The following is a 16,055-nucleotide window of genomic DNA, read 5'->3' on the forward strand; positions in this document are numbered from 1 at the left end:
AACGTGGCAGATAAAATTATTGTGCTTGACTTCGGAAGTCAATATAACCAATTGATAGCTCGCCGTATCCGTGAATTCGGTGTCTATTCAGAATTGCACCCACATACATTGACCATTGATGAAATCAAAGCATTTGGTGATGTCAAAGGTATTATTTTCAGCGGTGGTCCAAATAGCGTATATGATGAGCATGCATATATGTGTGATCCTGCGATTTATGAGGCAGGAATTCCGATTTTGGGAATTTGCTATGGCATGCAGATGACGCATGAAATGAATGGTGGAAAGGTTAAGGCTTGTGAAGCGAAAGAATATGGACGCTGCGAAATTCGTGTAGATGTTGATTGTCCGCTTTTTAAAGGCTTGCCTAAAAAACAGATTGTATGGATGAGCCATGGCGATCAGGTGGCAGAACTGGCAGACGGTTTTCAGAAAACGGCATCTAGTGATACATGTACCTTTGCAGCAACGCATAATTTAGAAAAGCAAATTTATACTTTACAGTTCCACCCGGAAGTACGTCATAGTGAATTTGGAAACGATATTTTAAGAAACTTCGTGTTTGAGGTTTGTCATGCGAAAAACGATTGGTCTATGGAAAGCTTCATTGATGTTGAAATCGAAGCTATCCGTAAAAAAGTCGGAAATGACAAGGTGCTATTGGGATTATCCGGTGGGGTAGATTCCAGTGTAGTGGCAGCGTTGCTGCACAAAGCAATCGGTGATCAGTTGATTTGTATGTTCATCGATCATGGATTGTTGCGAAAAGGCGAAGCGGAAAGTGTAATGGAAACTTTTGGTCGTGAAATGAATATCAATCTTGTAAAGATTGATGCTAAGGAACGTTTCTTATCTAAATTAGTGGGAGTCAGCGATCCAGAAGCAAAACGTAAAATTATCGGAAATGAATTTGTGTATACATTTGATGAAGAGGTTAAGAAATTGACGAGTGGTGAAAACATCAAATGGTTAGCGCAAGGTACTTTATATACAGATGTAATTGAGTCAGGAACACATACAGCACAGACAATTAAAAGTCATCATAATGTTGGTGGGCTTCCTGAGGATATGCAGTTTCAGCTGATTGAGCCGCTGAATACATTGTTTAAAGATGAAGTACGTGCTCTTGGGGAAGCATTGGGCTTGCCTAGCGAAATGGTATGGCGCCAGCCATTCCCGGGACCGGGCTTAGGAATTCGTGTACTTGGGGAGATTACGGAAGAAAAGCTGACAATTGTTCGTGATTCCGACTTTATCTTACGTGAGGAGATTGCGAAAGCCGGGCTTGAACGCGATATTTGGCAATATTTTACCGCACTTACAAACATGCGTTCCGTTGGTGTTATGGGGGATCAGAGAACCTATGATTATGCAGTAGCAATTCGCGGTGTTACTTCTATTGATGGTATGACAGGTGATTGGGCTAAGATTCCTTACGAGGTGTTGGATATCATTTCTACGCGTATCGTAAATGAAGTGGCTCATGTAAATCGTGTACTGTATGATATTACGTGTAAGCCGCCTGCAACGATTGAGTTCGAATAGTATATAAAATGTAAAAAAAGGGTTATAACAGTTGAAATAGCTCTAAATAAAAAAGGACAGGATTGCCTGAACGGTAGTCCTGCTTTTTTCTTTGTGTATAATGTAGATATAAATAAAAATACATTTACACAGAGAAATTTTTATAAATGCTAACTGCCTCTGTTCATAACAATGCTATCATTCTAGAATTAAAGTTTCAGAAATTTTATAAAATTGAGTGATGATGTTAATTAAGTGGGAAATCCAATAAAAAGAAAGATACATAGATATGTCGAATATAACGGATCAAAGAAAACGTTAAAAGTTATTTTTTATAGGTATGTATCAGCTATTTATATATCATACTAAGTATGAGGTGATAGCAATGGATAAACAACATCAAACAGAAGAATTAAAACAATTATTAAGAGGAACGTATATCGGTATAAGTGTATTTGAGAATTTAAAGGAACACTTAAAAAGCAAAGAGCTAAAGGAAGTATTTGCACAAATTTTAGACAATTTTAAAACACATGAGCGTGCGTTGGCTGCCTTGGTAATTGCACAGCATGAAGAAGTACCAAGAGATTTAGGAATGCAAGGAAAACTATCGCAGCTTATGCAAGCAATTAAATCTATGACTCTGACAAGTGATAAAGAAATATTATCAGAAGCATTGAAAGCTTTGAAAATGGCAGATGATGAATTAAAGGAGTTTACCGAACGGCACTACACACTGCGTGAAGATGTTGAAAAAACAGTACGAATTATGCAGGACGACTATGCCGGCAGTTACCACATGCTGCATAAGTTTTCAATCGAATTTCGTTAGGAGGGTGGTTTGATAAATAAAATCGTTGTATAATCATGATATTGAAAGAGGTAAGGAACATGAATGTAAAACAACGATTTTTAGAATATGTAGCCTTTGATACAATGTCTGAGGAAGCATCTGCCACAACGCCGAGTTCTTTAAAACAATTAAAATTGGCGAATTATTTAGTAGAGGAATGTAAAAAAATTGGATTGCAGAATCCACACGTAGATGAATATGGAATTGTTTATGCGAATTTGAGTGCTAATGTTGAAGGACTTCCCAGCATCGGGTTTATTGCCCATATGGATACTTCACCGGATATGAGTGGAAAAGATATTAAACCGAGAGTAATAGAGAAATATGATGGTTCAGCTATTATATTGAACAAAGAACTTGGTATTTTCATGGATACGGAAATGTTTGAAAGCTTAAAAGAGCATATCGGAAAAACCTTGATTGTAACCGATGGAACAACTCTGCTAGGAGCTGATGATAAAGCGGGAATTGCGGAAATCATGACGATGGCAGAAACGCTTATCAGTAAGAATATTCCTCATGGCAATATTTGCATTGCCTTTACTCCCGATGAAGAGGTAGGCAGAGGAACCGATCATTTCAATATTGAAAAATTCGGAGCGGATTTTGCATATACGGTAGACGGTGGTGAAGTAAACAGTGTGGATTACGAGTGCTTTAATGCCGCAAGTGCTATGGTACATATTCAAGGTGCAAGTATTCACCCCGGAAGTGCTAAAGGAAAGATGCGTAATGCCTCACTCATAGCTATGGAATTTCACTCCTTGTTACCGGTTTTTATGAATCCGGCTTATACGGAAGGCTATGAAGGTTTTAATCATCTAACGGATATGCAAGGGGAATGCGAGCAAGCGACTTTATCTTATATTATCCGCAATCATGATGAAGCCTGCTTTGAAAAGCAAAAGCAGGATTTCTATCATGCAAGAGATTACTTAAATCAAAAATATCCGAAGGATACAGTGCAGGTGGATATTACGGATAGCTATGGCAATATGCGAATGCTAATTGAGAAAGATATGCGTATTGTGGATTTAGTCAAGAACTCTATGCGTGAAATCGGATTAGAGCCGACCTCACAGGCAATCCGCGGTGGTACGGACGGTGCACGGTTGACCTTCGAAGGTTTGCCTTGTCCCAATCTTGGAACCGGTGGCTATAACTTCCATGGAAAGTATGAATATGCTTGTGTAGAAGAAATGGAAACCAGTGTGAGGCTGTTGTTGAAAATTGTAGAAAATAGTACAAAGCTATAAAAAAGCGTCTTATCGAGGTTTTCGATAGGACGCTTTCGTTATGACAAGATGTGTGCTATGTGGCTATTCTTTGATTATGATACCAAGCAAAGCAGCTAAGCGTAGTGCCTGCTGCTCATTTACGATAACGCCACGCAAATGTTCGCTTATTACACTGATACCTTCGATTTCACTAGTGGAAAGATCCATACCAGCTAGCGGTGTGTTGTGGAATTCACATTCATTCAGCTTACAAGCGTCATATTCTGTTTTTTGAAATTTACAAAGTATGAAGCTGCCTTTTGTTAAATCACAGTTTTGAAAGATAACCTGCTTAAATTTAGAACCGGACATATTTGCATAGCGTGCGTTGAGGTCAATAAAGCGAATGTTGTGTAAAGTGCAATCAGCAAAATCAATTCCCATGCAACGACAGTTTTTGAAGCAGCAGCGATGAATTGCCCCATCATTAAAGTGCACATTGGAAAGCTCGCAGTTTTCAAAGATTACATCAATCATATCAATATGATCAAAATGACAGTTTTCCATACGCACATTTTGAAATTTGCACCCATCAAGATGCAAGGTATTGATATCTTGGTCTTGAATGATAATATTGTGGAAAGATCGTGCTTCAATATAATTATCATCTTCAAGACAAGCGGTTAAAGAATCGGCAGGCGTATAATGCAAGATGCGAGGTTTCTCGATTTTCATAAGTATCAGCTCTTTTGTTTATAATGTAAACACAAATAGCCATATTTGTGAAGTCTTGTTTTTTCTTTTTGAAGCTTTTATAATTACTTGGAAATGGAGGTAGCGCTGTGCGAGAAATCGATATTCATGGGTTGTTAGTAACACAAGCTAAGACATTGTTAGATCATACCTTAAATACTCTTCCAAAGGGTGTTTTTGAGTTGCGTGTAATTCATGGCTATCGTGGTGGCAATGTGCTACAGCAATATGTACGAAAGAGCTATCGTCATCGTCGTATCGAAAGAGTTCTACTGACAATGAATTCAGGGGAAACTATTTTACGATTAAAGGATAAATCGTAAATATTAAAGGAGGATTTATGGAACATATCATAGCACCGATCGCATCTCGTTTGCATATCCAAGAGGAGCAGATCATCAAAACTTTGCAGCTGTTAAAGGAAGGAAATACGGTTCCCTTTATTGCACGCTATCGCAAGGAGGTTACTAAGGGATTAGATGAGGAGCAGATTCGTACCATCAATGAAGAATATCAATATCAGGTAAATTTAGAAAAGCGTAAGGAAGATGTATTGCGTTTGATCGAGCAGCAGGGGAAGCTTAATGAAGAACTGCAAAAAAAGGTTATGGCATGTGAAAAGCTTTCACAGGTGGAGGATATTTATCGACCATATCAACAAAAACGTAAGACGCGTGCAACCGATGCGATTGCGAAAGGCTTAAAACCATTGGCGGTTTGGCTATTAAAACAAGAGATAAATGGAAAGCCCGAGCAGGAGGCAAAGCAATATATTACCCAAGATGTTCCAAGTGTTGAAGCTGCCTTGCAGGGAGCTAAAGATATTATTGCGGAAATGGTAAGTGATGATGCTGCGATACGTGAAAGAGTGCGTAACAGCATGCAGCGTTATGGTAAAATTGTTACAAAGGAAAAGAAAAAACACAGCGATGATAAAAAGATTTATCGCATGTACTATGATTATAGCGAACGGATTTCCACTTTAGCAAGTCATCGAATCATGGCAATTGATCGAGGAGAAAAGGAAAAGGTAGTGAGTGTATCCATTGATTTTGATAAGGAATATATGGAAAATTGGGCTGTGCAGCGATTTACTCGCAAACGTCAAGGTGCTGCGAGTGATTTGGTAAAGGAAGCTGTGGAAGATGGTTTGAAGCGTTTGGTGTACCCTAGTGTAGAGCGTGAAATTCGCTCCGCATTAAGCGAAAAGGCACAGGAACAGTCCATCGGTGTTTTCTCGATGAACCTAGAGCGTTTATTACTTCAGCCGCCATTAAAGGATAAAACGGTTCTTGGCTTTGATCCGGCTTTTCGTACCGGCTGTAAGTTAGCGGTAATTGACAAAAACGGGAAGCTATTGACAATCAGTATTGTATATCCGACACCACCGAATGCACGTATTGAACAGGCAGAACAAACGATTTGTGAATTATGTGCTAAGTATTCCGTTGACATCATTGCTATCGGAAATGGAACAGCAAGTAGAGAAAGCGAAGCGTTTATTGCAAATTTGATTCGTAAAAAACAGCTTGCTGTTGCTTATACCATTGTATCCGAGGCAGGTGCCTCCGTATATTCAGCTAGCAAATTGGCACGTGAGGAATTTCCGAATCTACAAGTGGAGCAGCGCTCTGCGATTTCGATTGCCCGTCGAGTAATTGATCCCTTGGCAGAGCTGATTAAAATTGATCCGCAATCCATCGGTGTAGGTCAGTATCAGCATGATTTACCTACCGCACGCTTAAAAGAACGCTTAGATTTTGTTGTTCAAAAAGCAGTGAATCGTGTCGGTGTGAATGTGAATACCGCTAGTGCCGAGCTGTTAAGTAATATTTCCGGATTAAGCAGCTCCGCAGCAAAGGAAATCGTGAAATATCGTGATGAGCATGGAGAAATTCATAATCGTAAGGAATTAAAAAAGATACCGAAGATCGGTGCTAAATCCTTTGAACAGGCGGCCGGCTTTTTACGTGTCGAAAAAAGTGAGGAATGCTTTGATCGTACGGCTATTCACCCGGAAAGCTATCCGCTTGCAGAAGCTGTGCTAAAAGAATTGCAGCTTGATAAACGATTGATGGGAAGTGAGGAAGCAAAGAAAGCCATTGCTGCTGTTGATGTTCAAGAAATGTGCGAAAAGCTGGCTTGTGATGCTTATACGTTACAGGATATTTTAGATGCTGTTGCAGCACCTATGCGTGATTATCGTGAACGTTACGATGGACCGGTATTGCGTAGTGATGTATTGGAGCTGGAAGATGTGCATGTTGGTGATTGCTTTGAAGGTGTTGTTCGTAATGTTGTGGATTTCGGTGCTTTTGTGGATATCGGTTTGCATGAGGACGGACTTGTCCATATTTCTAAAATGAGCAAAGGTCGTATTTCGCACCCAAGTGAGCTGGTTTCTGTTGGAGATATTGTTAAGACATGGGTGTGTAACATTGATGAGGAAAAGCAGAAGGTACAGCTATCGCTGCTTCCGCTATAATTTTGTAAAATTACATAACGCTTAAGGTAAAAATATAGTATAATAAAGCTTGTAAAAATAAGGAGGATATTAGAATGTACGATTTTGAAGTTCTAAAGGAACATGCGAATAACATTCGCAAAAACATCGTAAAGACTGTTACGGAAGCAAAATCCGGACATCCGGGAGGCAGTCTTTCATCTGTGGAATATGCGACAGCAATTTACTTTACGCAGATGGACGTAAACAAGGACAATCTGGAATCAACGAATAGGGATCGATTTGTATTGTCCAAGGGTCATGCTTCACCGCTTTTGTATTCTGTGCTTGCGGAAAGAGGATTTATTGAAGAGGAAGAATTAAAAACATTCCGTAAGATCAATTCTCGTTTGCAGGGACACCCAAGCATGCGTAAGCTTCCGGGTGTTGATATGTCTACCGGATCTTTAGGACAGGGACTTTCTGTTGCGGTAGGTATGGCGCTTGCTAATAAGTACGAAGGAAATGCTCACCGTATTTATACGATTCTTGGTGATGGGGAATGCCAAGAAGGACAGATTTGGGAGGCTGCAATGGCAGCTGCTCATTATAAGCTAGATAATTTGTTAGCTTTTGTGGATCATAACAGCTTGCAGATTGACGGAAATGTACGTGATGTTATGAATCCGACACCAATTGATGAAAAGTTTAAAGCCTTTGGGTGGAATGTTATTACGCTTGAAGATGGAAATGATATCGAGAGTGTTGTAAAGGCTTGTGAAGAAGCCAAAACTGTGAGTGGAAAACCGACGGTGATCGTTGGTAAAACCGTTAAGGGAAAAGGTGTATCCTTCATGGAAAATCAAGCCGGTTGGCATGGTGTTGCACCTAGTGCGGAGCAATGTGCGCAAGCACTTGCGGAATTAGAAGGAGGGTGCAAATAATGGCAAAGATGGCAACAAGAGAAGCGTATGGAAAAACGCTGGCAAAGCTTGCAGCAGAAAATAAAAAAATTATTGTTTTAGATGCGGACTTGTCCGGCTCTACAAAAACTGCGGAAGTAAAAAAGGTTTGTCCTAATCAGCACTTTAATATGGGAATTGCCGAAGGCAATATGATGAGTGTGGCAGCAGGGCTTGCGACAAGTGGAAATATTGTGTTTGCCAGCAGCTTTGCGATTTTTGCGAGTGGACGTGCCTATGAACAAATCCGTAATTCCATCGGATATCCGCATTTGAATGTTAAGGTTTGCGCAACACATGCCGGTTTAACGGTTGGTGAAGATGGTGCCAGTCATCAAAGTGTTGAAGATCTGTCATTGATGCGCAGTATTCCGGGAATGGTTGTTGTTTCTCCGGCAGATGGTGCTTCAACAGCTGAAGCCATTAAGGCGGTTGTGGATTATGATGGTCCTTGCTATGTTCGTCTTGGGCGTATGGCAGTAGAAGATGTTTACGAGGAAGGCAATGTTCCATTTACTCTTGGCAAAGGAAATGTATTGCGTGAAGGAAAAGGTGTAGCTATTATTGCCAATGGAATTATGGTTGAGGCTGCTTTGAAAGCGTATGAGGTATTAAAAGCGAAAGGCTTTGAACCGACAGTTGTCGATATGCATACCATTAAACCAATTGATGCCGATTTATTAGTGAAACTAGCAGAAACACATGATTTGTTTGTTACATGTGAAGAACATAGTGTGATTGGTGGCTTAGGTTCTGCAGTTGCGGAAGTATTAAGTCAGAAAGCACCTAGAAAGTTAGCGATGGTTGGCATTCAAGATACTTTCGGTGAAAGTGGAACACCAGCAGCATTGTTGGAAAAATATGGCTTAACTGCAGAAAATATTGTAAAAGCAGTGGAAGAAAACGTATAAAATATATTTACCAAGCGTCTGCAATATATTCATATTAGAAAAAAGGAGTGAAATTTTATTTAATCACTCCTTTTATATAGTGTATATTAAGAAAATAGAAAACTTAGTAGAGGTAGTTTTTTAATATGTAGATTTATAAAAATGGAGATTTCAAAATAGAAGAGATCTCTTTTTTAATATCAATTTGAAAGTAAGAAGGATCATGGTGATCGAGTTATTTTTTTTATTGTAGCTGACAGTCATAATTTTAAGAGTACTTTTATTATACTTTGTAAGTGATATAGCTTTAGTGATAAACATACTATCTATCGATATGATATATTGGGCGAATATATAGAAAAAATTATTTATCGATGACAGATTTCTTTACCTTTCTTATCCTCCTATTGACAGCTCACATAAATGCTTAAATACCCTTACAATTTTCTTACATTTACGCTTTCATCGCCACAATGAAGAAGATTTGCTATAATATAGAGGAAGCTTATGAAGTGTATTGTAAGGAGGTCGCTATCATGCAGACAAAAATCCTTGTTTTAGATGATGAGAAAGAAATTGCCGATTTGGTTACACTCTATTTGCGTAATGAAGGATACGAAATTTATGAGTTTTACGACAGTGAAGATGCGGTTGCGTTTATGGAGCATAATACGATAGATTTAGCTCTTTTAGATATCATGATGCCAAAGATCAATGGCTTTGAAATCTGTAAGATGATACGTGAGAAATATACCTTTCCGGTTATTATGCTGACTGCTAAGATAGAGGATATGGATAAGATACAGGGCTTATCTCTAGGGGCAGATGATTATATTACCAAACCCTTCAATCCATTGGAAATGGTAGCTCGTGTGAAGGCTCAGCTACGGCGATATACCAAGTATAATCAACCTAATGATAATGTGAATATCATTGACTTTAAAGGGTTGATCATTGATAATGATTCCCATCGTGTAAGCTTGTATGACCAGCCTTTGATGCTGACACCGATCGAATTTAATATTTTATGGTATTTATGCAAAAATCGTGGGAAGGTAGTAACAAGCGAAGAACTGTTTGAAGCAGTTTGGAAAGAAAAGTATTTTGACAGCAACAATACCGTTATGGTACATATTCGCCGATTGCGCGAAAAAATGCACGAGCCGCCACGAAATCCGAAATTTATCAAAACGGTATGGGGAGTAGGGTATCAAATTGAAGAATAGTGAATACCGTTTATTAAGAAGGCGTCTGGTCTTGTTTTTCATGATTCTTACCGTATTGGTATTGGGGCTGATCGGCTTCACAATCGGTATCATCAATTACTATGCAGAGCTTTACAGCAGTCAGGGACTTTTAAGCAACACTGATTTTTTGCTGTTTTATCGCAATCATGCACTTGAATGCAATGTTTTTATGTTTGTATTTGCTTTGATGCTACTGCTGATTCTATTTTTATCCATCTTTTTTCATAATATGAATGTGATCTTGCAAACATTTCAAGGTGAAGAAAGAAGAACCCCGATTTCCTTTTACATATTTCCACAGTTTCGTAAGGCACAGGAAAAGGTAAAGGAAATGTTGTCGAAACGTAATGCTTCTCAAATGCTTGCCATTGAGGAAAATGAACATAAAAATGAACTGTTGATGTATTTAGCTCATGATTTGAAAACACCGCTAACCTCTATGATCGGCTATATCAATCATATTTTAGATCATAAGGTAGATGAAGAACAGCAGCAAAATGCCATTCGTATTGCTTATGAAAAAGCACTGCGACTCGATGAATTGATAGATGAATTTAGTGAAATTTTGCGTTATGATGATAAGGTTTCTCAACTCAATTTGTCAAAGATCGATATCAATGCAATGCTGCACCAACAATTAACCGGATTTTATCCGTTAATCGAAAAACGCAATATTCAGTTAGATGTTGATTTACCAACGGATTTTTATGTTATTGGGGATTTTGATAAGCTGCTGCGTGTTTTTGATAACCTCATGCGCAATGCAATCAATTACAGCAATGAGCATTCGACGATTGCTATTTACGGAACACAAAAGAAATCCTCGATTTTGTTGCATTACAGCAATGAAGCAGAACAAATAGATGCGGATAGTGTTGCACATTTATTTGACAAATTTTATCGAGCCTCTACTGCACGAACCACGACCAGTGGTGGAGCGGGCTTGGGACTTGCGATTGCCAAGGAGATCATTGAACTGCACCATGGTCATATTCATGCTGCAATGGAAAAGCAACGCATCGTATTTACGATTGAATTGCCACTGACGCAGGAGGTGTTTCTATGAGAAAAAATCCACTGCGTTATTTAAAACGTAAGCTGCTACAAAAATATATGATGGTAATTTTGGGGATTACCTTGCTTGGCATCGGTATCATCTATTTATTTGATGATGTGTTTAACGGCTTGGTCATTGATTTTATTCGCTTGTTCTCTGCGGAAGGAGTTTATACGACCTTTCGAAACCTGTATGCCATTGTTTTACCGGCTACGATTATCGGCACCGGCTTTATCGTGATTTATTATCTATGTAAGGATCTTGCCGGATATATGCGCATTTTGATGGAGGGTATGGACGATGTCATGCAGAAGGGCAGAAGTAAGATCAACTTTCCAAGTGAAATGCAAAAGAGTGAGGAACTGATTTTACAAATTACGCAGGAATATCAAAACTATTTGGCACAGGCACGTGAAGATGAGGAAAAGAAAAAGGATCTTGTATATTTGTTAGCACAAGATATTAAGCTGCCTCTTTCCAATATTTTGATGCATTTGGAATTTTTAGATAAAGAAAAACGAATTTCACAGGATATTCGTAAGGATTATATTGTTAAGGTATTGTATCAATCTATGGATTTAGAGGATATGATCAATGAGTTTTTCGATATTACACGATTTAATTTACAGTATGCAAAATGGAATCCGGAGCACATGTTGCTAGATCGTATGATGGAGCAGGTAATTGATGAATACTATCCGTTTATGGAAGAAAAGCAAATGCAGGTTAAGCTAGACACCTTAAGTCAACAAAAACTATATGCGGATAATGATAAGATAGCCAGAGTTATGCGGGATTTATTACGCAATCTTGTGCAGCTTGGGAAAGAAAAATCACAAATTCAAATTCGCATTCGTCAAGAAGAGGATATCTATCGTGTAGTCATGCAGGCAGAAGCTGCACATTTATCTGCACATCAGATTACGCATATTTTTCATAACTATTACCGCTTAAAGGGTGTGCAGGGAAGTGAGAAGCAATCTCATGTATTAGGACTTGGAATAGCAAAACAAATCATGGATATGCAGCAGGGGGAGTTACGGGCCAGTTCAATAGGTGATGTATTAACCTTTTATGTAACGATACCCATAACAACCGAGCATATTAAAAAGGAGGAGCAGGAATGAAGGTAGAGGTAAATGAGGTATTTCCGATAGCGATTACAGAAGAAGGAACGGTAATGGATTTTGTCGATCAAGAATGGGTGTTTGTTATAAAAGATGAAAAGTGGACATCTTATGAATGTCAAGCCTTACAAAAACAGCCGCTTTCGATTGATTTTGTATATAAATACGATATTGCGATATTTCTATTAACGGTGGAAGATGTCATTGATACAAGTGATTTTATTTTTTGCTGTCATGATAATATATATGATGCAGCTTTGTGGAAGAAATATGAGCAAGGAAGCGGTGCAATGTGTACTCTATATTTACTTGATAAAGCGAATGTTGTGAAAGGAAAGCGCAGGGTTTGTTTATCAACAAAAATGTCTAATTGTATTTCCGAATGCTTGCAGGTGCAAAAAGAGCATTCGTATGTAGAAGAAGAATTTGCATGTAATTTAGAGGGCTTGCAGGCGGCTTATGAGCCATTTGAATTGCAGCCTTTGGCATTGGCGAGTGAAACCTTTTAAAAACAAAGCTGTCGAGGTGTTTAAGAATGATAAACAGTGGTTTGTAATTTTTTATTTCAGCTTGTGCTTTCCGGTAGTATCAAGTATAATTTGAACATACTTACATAGGAGGATATGCTTATGAGAGCAGTCGTAACAGTTATAGGAAAAGATATGGTCGGCATTTTAGCGAAAGTAAGTGCCGAGTGTGAAAAAGCAAACATGAATGTATTAGAGGTTACACAGACCTTGTTGCAAGATATGTTTGCGATGATCATGCTGATTGATATCAGCAAGGGAACGCAGTCATTAGCGGATTTTGCGACCCACATGGAAGTGGTAGGAAAGGAATGGAATCTTGTCATTCATGTCATGCATGAGGATATTTTTAATTCCATGCATAAAATCTAGGTGAAGATGTATGATTAATGCACATGAAATATTAGAAACGATCAAAATGATCGATGAAGAATATCTTGATGTTCGTACGATTACTATGGGAATTTCATTGATTGACTGCGCAGATAGCGATATTGATCGCTCTTGTGAAAAAATCTATCAAAAAATTACTCGAGTAGCGAAGGATTTGGTAAAAACCGGTGAGGACATCGAACGTGAATATGGAATCCCGATTATTAACAAGCGTATCTCGGTAACTCCGATTTCTATTTTGTTAGGTGTCAGTGGAGGAGATCCGGTTAAATATGCTTTAACTCTAGAGCGTTGTGCACAAGATGTAGGTGTGAATTTTATCGGTGGCTATTCCGCATTGGTACAAAAGGGGTATTCTGCCGGTGATAAAGAATTGATGCTGTCCATTCCGGAGGCTTTGATGAAAACAGAACATGTTTGTGCTTCTGTTAATGTCGGTTCTACAAAGGCAGGAATCAATATGGACGCAGTAGAGCTAATGGGACGTATGGTAAAAAAGGCGAGTGAGCTTACAAAGGATAACAACTGCATCGGAGCGGCAAAGCTGGTTGTTTTCTGTAATGCACCGGAGGATAATCCGTTTATGGCAGGTGCCTTCCATGGTGTTGGTGAAGCCGATTGTGTAATCAATGTCGGAGTTAGCGGTCCGGGGGTCGTGCGTGCGGCATTAGCTAAGGCTCCAAAGGATTTGCCGATGGATAAGCTAGCAGATATTATTAAGAAAACAGCATTTAAGATTACACGTATGGGGCAAATGGTTGGAGCAATTGCCAGTGAGCGTTTAGGTGTACCGTTTGGCATCGTTGATTTATCCTTGGCACCGACACCGGCAATCGGAGATTCCGTAGCTTATATTTTAGAGGAAATGGGCTTGGATATGTGTGGAGCCTATGGTACGACCGCATGTCTTGCTATGTTAAATGATGCGGTGAAAAAAGGCGGTGTCATGGCTAGCAGCAATGTCGGCGGTTTATCCGGAGCTTTTATTCCGGTAAGTGAAGATGCCGGTATGATTGCGGCAGCACGTTGCGGTGAGCTTTGCTTGGAAAAGCTGGAAGCAATGACGGCAGTTTGTTCTGTTGGTTTGGATATGATCGTAATTCCGGGGGAAACCAAGCCGGAGATTATTTCCGGTATCATTGCAGATGAAGCAGCTATCGGTATGGTGAATTCGAAAACAACAGCAGTGCGCATCATTCCTGCGATTGGTAAGCAGGCAGGAGAAGAACTAGAGTTTGGTGGTTTATTGGGAAGTGGACCGATTATGAATATCAATCAAACGGATTGCAGTGTCATGATTCATCGTAAGGGAAAGATCCCGGCACCGATTCAAAGTTTGAAAAACTAAGATCAACCTCATGGCTTTGCTGTGAGGTTTTTTGAAGGGAGAGTAGGCAGCAATGCATTTTGTGAAAGCAAAAACGATCTTAAATGCACATAATGGAATGAATTTGTATCGTGGTTGTCAGCATGGTTGTATCTATTGTGATTCTCGTAGTACCTGTTATCAAATGTCTCATAGCTTTGAGGATATCGAAGTCAAAGAAAATGCTTTGCAGCTTTTAGAAGCAGCACTGTGTAAAAAGCGAAAGAAATGTATGATTGGAACGGGAGCTATGAGTGATCCCTATATGCCGTTGGAGCGCCATTTACAATATACCCGAAAGGCTCTTATGTTGATTGAGCAATATGGCTTTGGCGTAACGATTTTAACGAAATCAAGTGATGTGCTGAATGATTTGGATCTATTAGAGCGTATTTCTAAAAAGACGAAATGTGTTGTACAAATGACATTAACAAGCTATGACGAGGTCTTGTGTAAAAAATTAGAGCCGCATGTTTCTACTACCTATGAACGCTATTTAGCATTAAAGACTTTACAGGCACATGGCATACCTACGATTGTATGGCTTGATCCGATTCTTCCGTTTATCAATGATACAGAGGAAAATCTAAAAGGAATCTTGGACTATTGTATAGATGCAGGAGTCAAAGGGATCGTCTGTTTTGGTTTCGGGTTGACGCTAAGAGAAGGAAATCGAGAATATTTTTATTCACAGTTGGATCATCATTTTCCCGGCTTAAGCCAAGTATATATCAGACGGTATGGAAATCGTTATGAGGTGGATAGTCCGAATCATGCACGACTGATGAAGATGTTTTGTGATACATGTAAAAAAGAGAATATTTTATATAAGATAGATGAAATATTTGCATACTTACACAGCTTTGAAGAAGCAAAAGTCTACGAACAATTGCATTTGTTTTAAAAAATGCTATATATATTTCATAATAGCATAAACTATTTTCCTAATTTGTGATAAAATAAACTAGCTTAAAGAAATGAGGTTTTCGATATGCTTAGATTAGAACATGTTTCCTTTGCGGTAAATGGAAAATATATACTTGAGGACATCAATTTAACGATTGAGGATAACCGCTTTACGGTCATTACCGGACCAAATGGCGGAGGAAAATCAACGCTTGCCAAACTGATTATGGGAATTGAAAAGCCTACAAGCGGAAAAATATATTTTAATGGAGAGGATATTACCGATTTAACGATTGATGAGCGTGCCAAGCGTAAGATCGGCTATGCTTTTCAACAGCCTCCGCGATTTAAGGGAATGAGCGTGCGTAATCTGCTTACCTTAGCTCATGGAAGAGCTTTGGACGAAGAACATTGTTGTAGCTATTTAACCGATGTTGGTTTATGTTCCAAAGATTATCTTGATCGTGATGTGGATTCCAGCTTATCCGGAGGAGAGGTTAAACGTATTGAGATTGCCAGCATCTTGGCTAGAGATGTAGAACTTTCGATTTTTGATGAACCGGAAGCCGGAATTGATTTGTGGAGCTTTGCGAAATTGGTAGAAACCTTCCAAAAGCTGCAAAAAAAATCGCAGCAATCCATTATTTTAATTTCTCATCAGGAGCGCATTATGCAGTTAGCAGATGAAATCATTATCATTGAAGGCGGAAAAATTAAAACCAGAGGAAGCAAGGACGAAATTCTTCCATCTTTAATGAGTGAGTTTGATACATGTGAGTATAAGAGGTAA

At 39.0% G+C, this 16,055-nt stretch carries 15 protein-coding genes and 1 pseudogene; 15 read left to right on the forward strand and 1 reads right to left on the reverse strand.

Annotated features, from left to right (window positions below):
• Window positions 1-3: 3 nt before the first annotated feature.
• The 3 genes from guaA (at window position 4) to pepT (ending at window position 3,633) form a co-directional block, all read left to right on the forward strand.
• Complete coding sequence (guaA, locus tag EUBDOL_RS01290; RefSeq protein ID WP_004797726.1) at window positions 4-1,545, forward strand: glutamine-hydrolyzing GMP synthase; 1,542 nt, start codon at window positions 4-6, stop codon at window positions 1,543-1,545.
• Window positions 1,546-1,909: 364 nt separating this feature from the next.
• The gene (locus EUBDOL_RS01295; protein WP_040462853.1) at window positions 1,910-2,356 is read left to right on the forward strand and encodes a DUF2383 domain-containing protein; all 447 of its coding nucleotides are present in this window, start codon (window positions 1,910-1,912) and stop codon (window positions 2,354-2,356) included.
• 59 nt (window positions 2,357-2,415) lie between these two features.
• Window positions 2,416-3,633 (forward strand): peptidase T, encoded by a 1,218-nt coding sequence (pepT, locus tag EUBDOL_RS01300; RefSeq protein ID WP_040462857.1) that lies wholly within the window; start codon window positions 2,416-2,418, stop codon window positions 3,631-3,633.
• A 63-nt stretch (window positions 3,634-3,696) separates the two neighbouring features.
• On the opposite strand, the gene EUBDOL_RS01305 is transcribed toward pepT, so the two are convergent.
• Window positions 3,697-4,329: a pentapeptide repeat-containing protein gene (locus EUBDOL_RS01305; RefSeq protein ID WP_004797734.1), complete on the reverse strand. Its 633-nt coding sequence runs from the start codon at window positions 4,327-4,329 to the stop codon at window positions 3,697-3,699.
• 107 nt (window positions 4,330-4,436) lie between these two features.
• Here EUBDOL_RS01305 and EUBDOL_RS01310 point away from each other — a divergent pair, with 107 nt between their 5' ends.
• The 12 genes and pseudogenes from EUBDOL_RS01310 to EUBDOL_RS01365 all read left to right on the forward strand — a co-directional run bounded on the left by EUBDOL_RS01310 (window position 4,437) and on the right by EUBDOL_RS01365 (window position 16,055).
• Window positions 4,437-4,670, forward strand: coding sequence for a Smr/MutS family protein (locus EUBDOL_RS01310; RefSeq protein ID WP_004797736.1), 234 nt, complete (start codon window positions 4,437-4,439; stop codon window positions 4,668-4,670).
• 17 nt (window positions 4,671-4,687) lie between these two features.
• Entirely contained in the window at window positions 4,688-6,832 is a 2,145-nt protein-coding gene (locus tag EUBDOL_RS01315) for a Tex family protein (RefSeq protein ID WP_004797738.1), read from the forward strand.
• A 62-nt stretch (window positions 6,833-6,894) separates the two neighbouring features.
• Window positions 6,895-7,734, forward strand: a pseudogene (locus EUBDOL_RS01320) (transketolase); the annotation flags it as partial.
• Window positions 7,734-8,663, forward strand: a complete 930-nt coding sequence (locus EUBDOL_RS01325) for a transketolase family protein (RefSeq protein ID WP_004797742.1) — start codon at window positions 7,734-7,736, stop codon at window positions 8,661-8,663. The pseudogene EUBDOL_RS01320 and the gene EUBDOL_RS01325, both read left to right, overlap by 1 nt.
• A 515-nt stretch (window positions 8,664-9,178) precedes the next feature.
• A complete protein-coding gene (vanR, locus tag EUBDOL_RS01330) occupies window positions 9,179-9,868 on the forward strand; it encodes a VanR-ABDEGLN family response regulator transcription factor (protein WP_022420932.1) in 690 nt (229 codons plus the stop codon).
• On the forward strand, window positions 9,858-10,955 hold the full coding sequence (locus EUBDOL_RS01335) for a sensor histidine kinase (protein ID WP_040462860.1): 1,098 nt from the start codon (window positions 9,858-9,860) through the stop codon (window positions 10,953-10,955). The genes vanR and EUBDOL_RS01335 overlap by 11 nt, the downstream gene beginning before the upstream one ends.
• Window positions 10,952-12,073 carry a sensor histidine kinase gene (locus EUBDOL_RS01340; protein WP_004797748.1) on the forward strand — a complete coding sequence of 374 codons (1,122 nt, stop codon included), beginning with the start codon at window positions 10,952-10,954 and terminating at the stop codon, window positions 12,071-12,073. The genes EUBDOL_RS01335 and EUBDOL_RS01340 overlap by 4 nt, the downstream gene beginning before the upstream one ends.
• Window positions 12,070-12,582, forward strand: a complete 513-nt coding sequence (locus EUBDOL_RS01345) for a hypothetical protein (protein ID WP_004797749.1) — start codon at window positions 12,070-12,072, stop codon at window positions 12,580-12,582. Before EUBDOL_RS01340 ends, EUBDOL_RS01345 begins: the two co-directional genes overlap by 4 nt.
• Before the next feature lie 120 nt (window positions 12,583-12,702).
• Window positions 12,703-12,972 (forward strand): ACT domain-containing protein, encoded by a 270-nt coding sequence (locus tag EUBDOL_RS01350; RefSeq protein WP_040462863.1) that lies wholly within the window; start codon window positions 12,703-12,705, stop codon window positions 12,970-12,972.
• Between the two features lie 10 nt (window positions 12,973-12,982).
• Window positions 12,983-14,341: a PFL family protein gene (locus EUBDOL_RS01355; RefSeq protein ID WP_004797753.1), complete on the forward strand. Its 1,359-nt coding sequence runs from the start codon at window positions 12,983-12,985 to the stop codon at window positions 14,339-14,341.
• 52 nt (window positions 14,342-14,393) lie between these two features.
• A complete protein-coding gene (locus tag EUBDOL_RS01360) occupies window positions 14,394-15,263 on the forward strand; it encodes an SPL family radical SAM protein (RefSeq protein WP_022420927.1) in 870 nt (289 codons plus the stop codon).
• A gap of 87 nt (window positions 15,264-15,350) precedes the next feature.
• A complete protein-coding gene (locus EUBDOL_RS01365; RefSeq protein WP_004797756.1) occupies window positions 15,351-16,055 on the forward strand; it encodes an ABC transporter ATP-binding protein in 705 nt (234 codons plus the stop codon).

This window comes from Amedibacillus dolichus DSM 3991 (assembly GCF_000154285.1).
Taxonomy (GTDB): domain Bacteria; phylum Bacillota_I; class Bacilli_A; order Erysipelotrichales; family Erysipelotrichaceae; genus Amedibacillus; species Amedibacillus dolichus.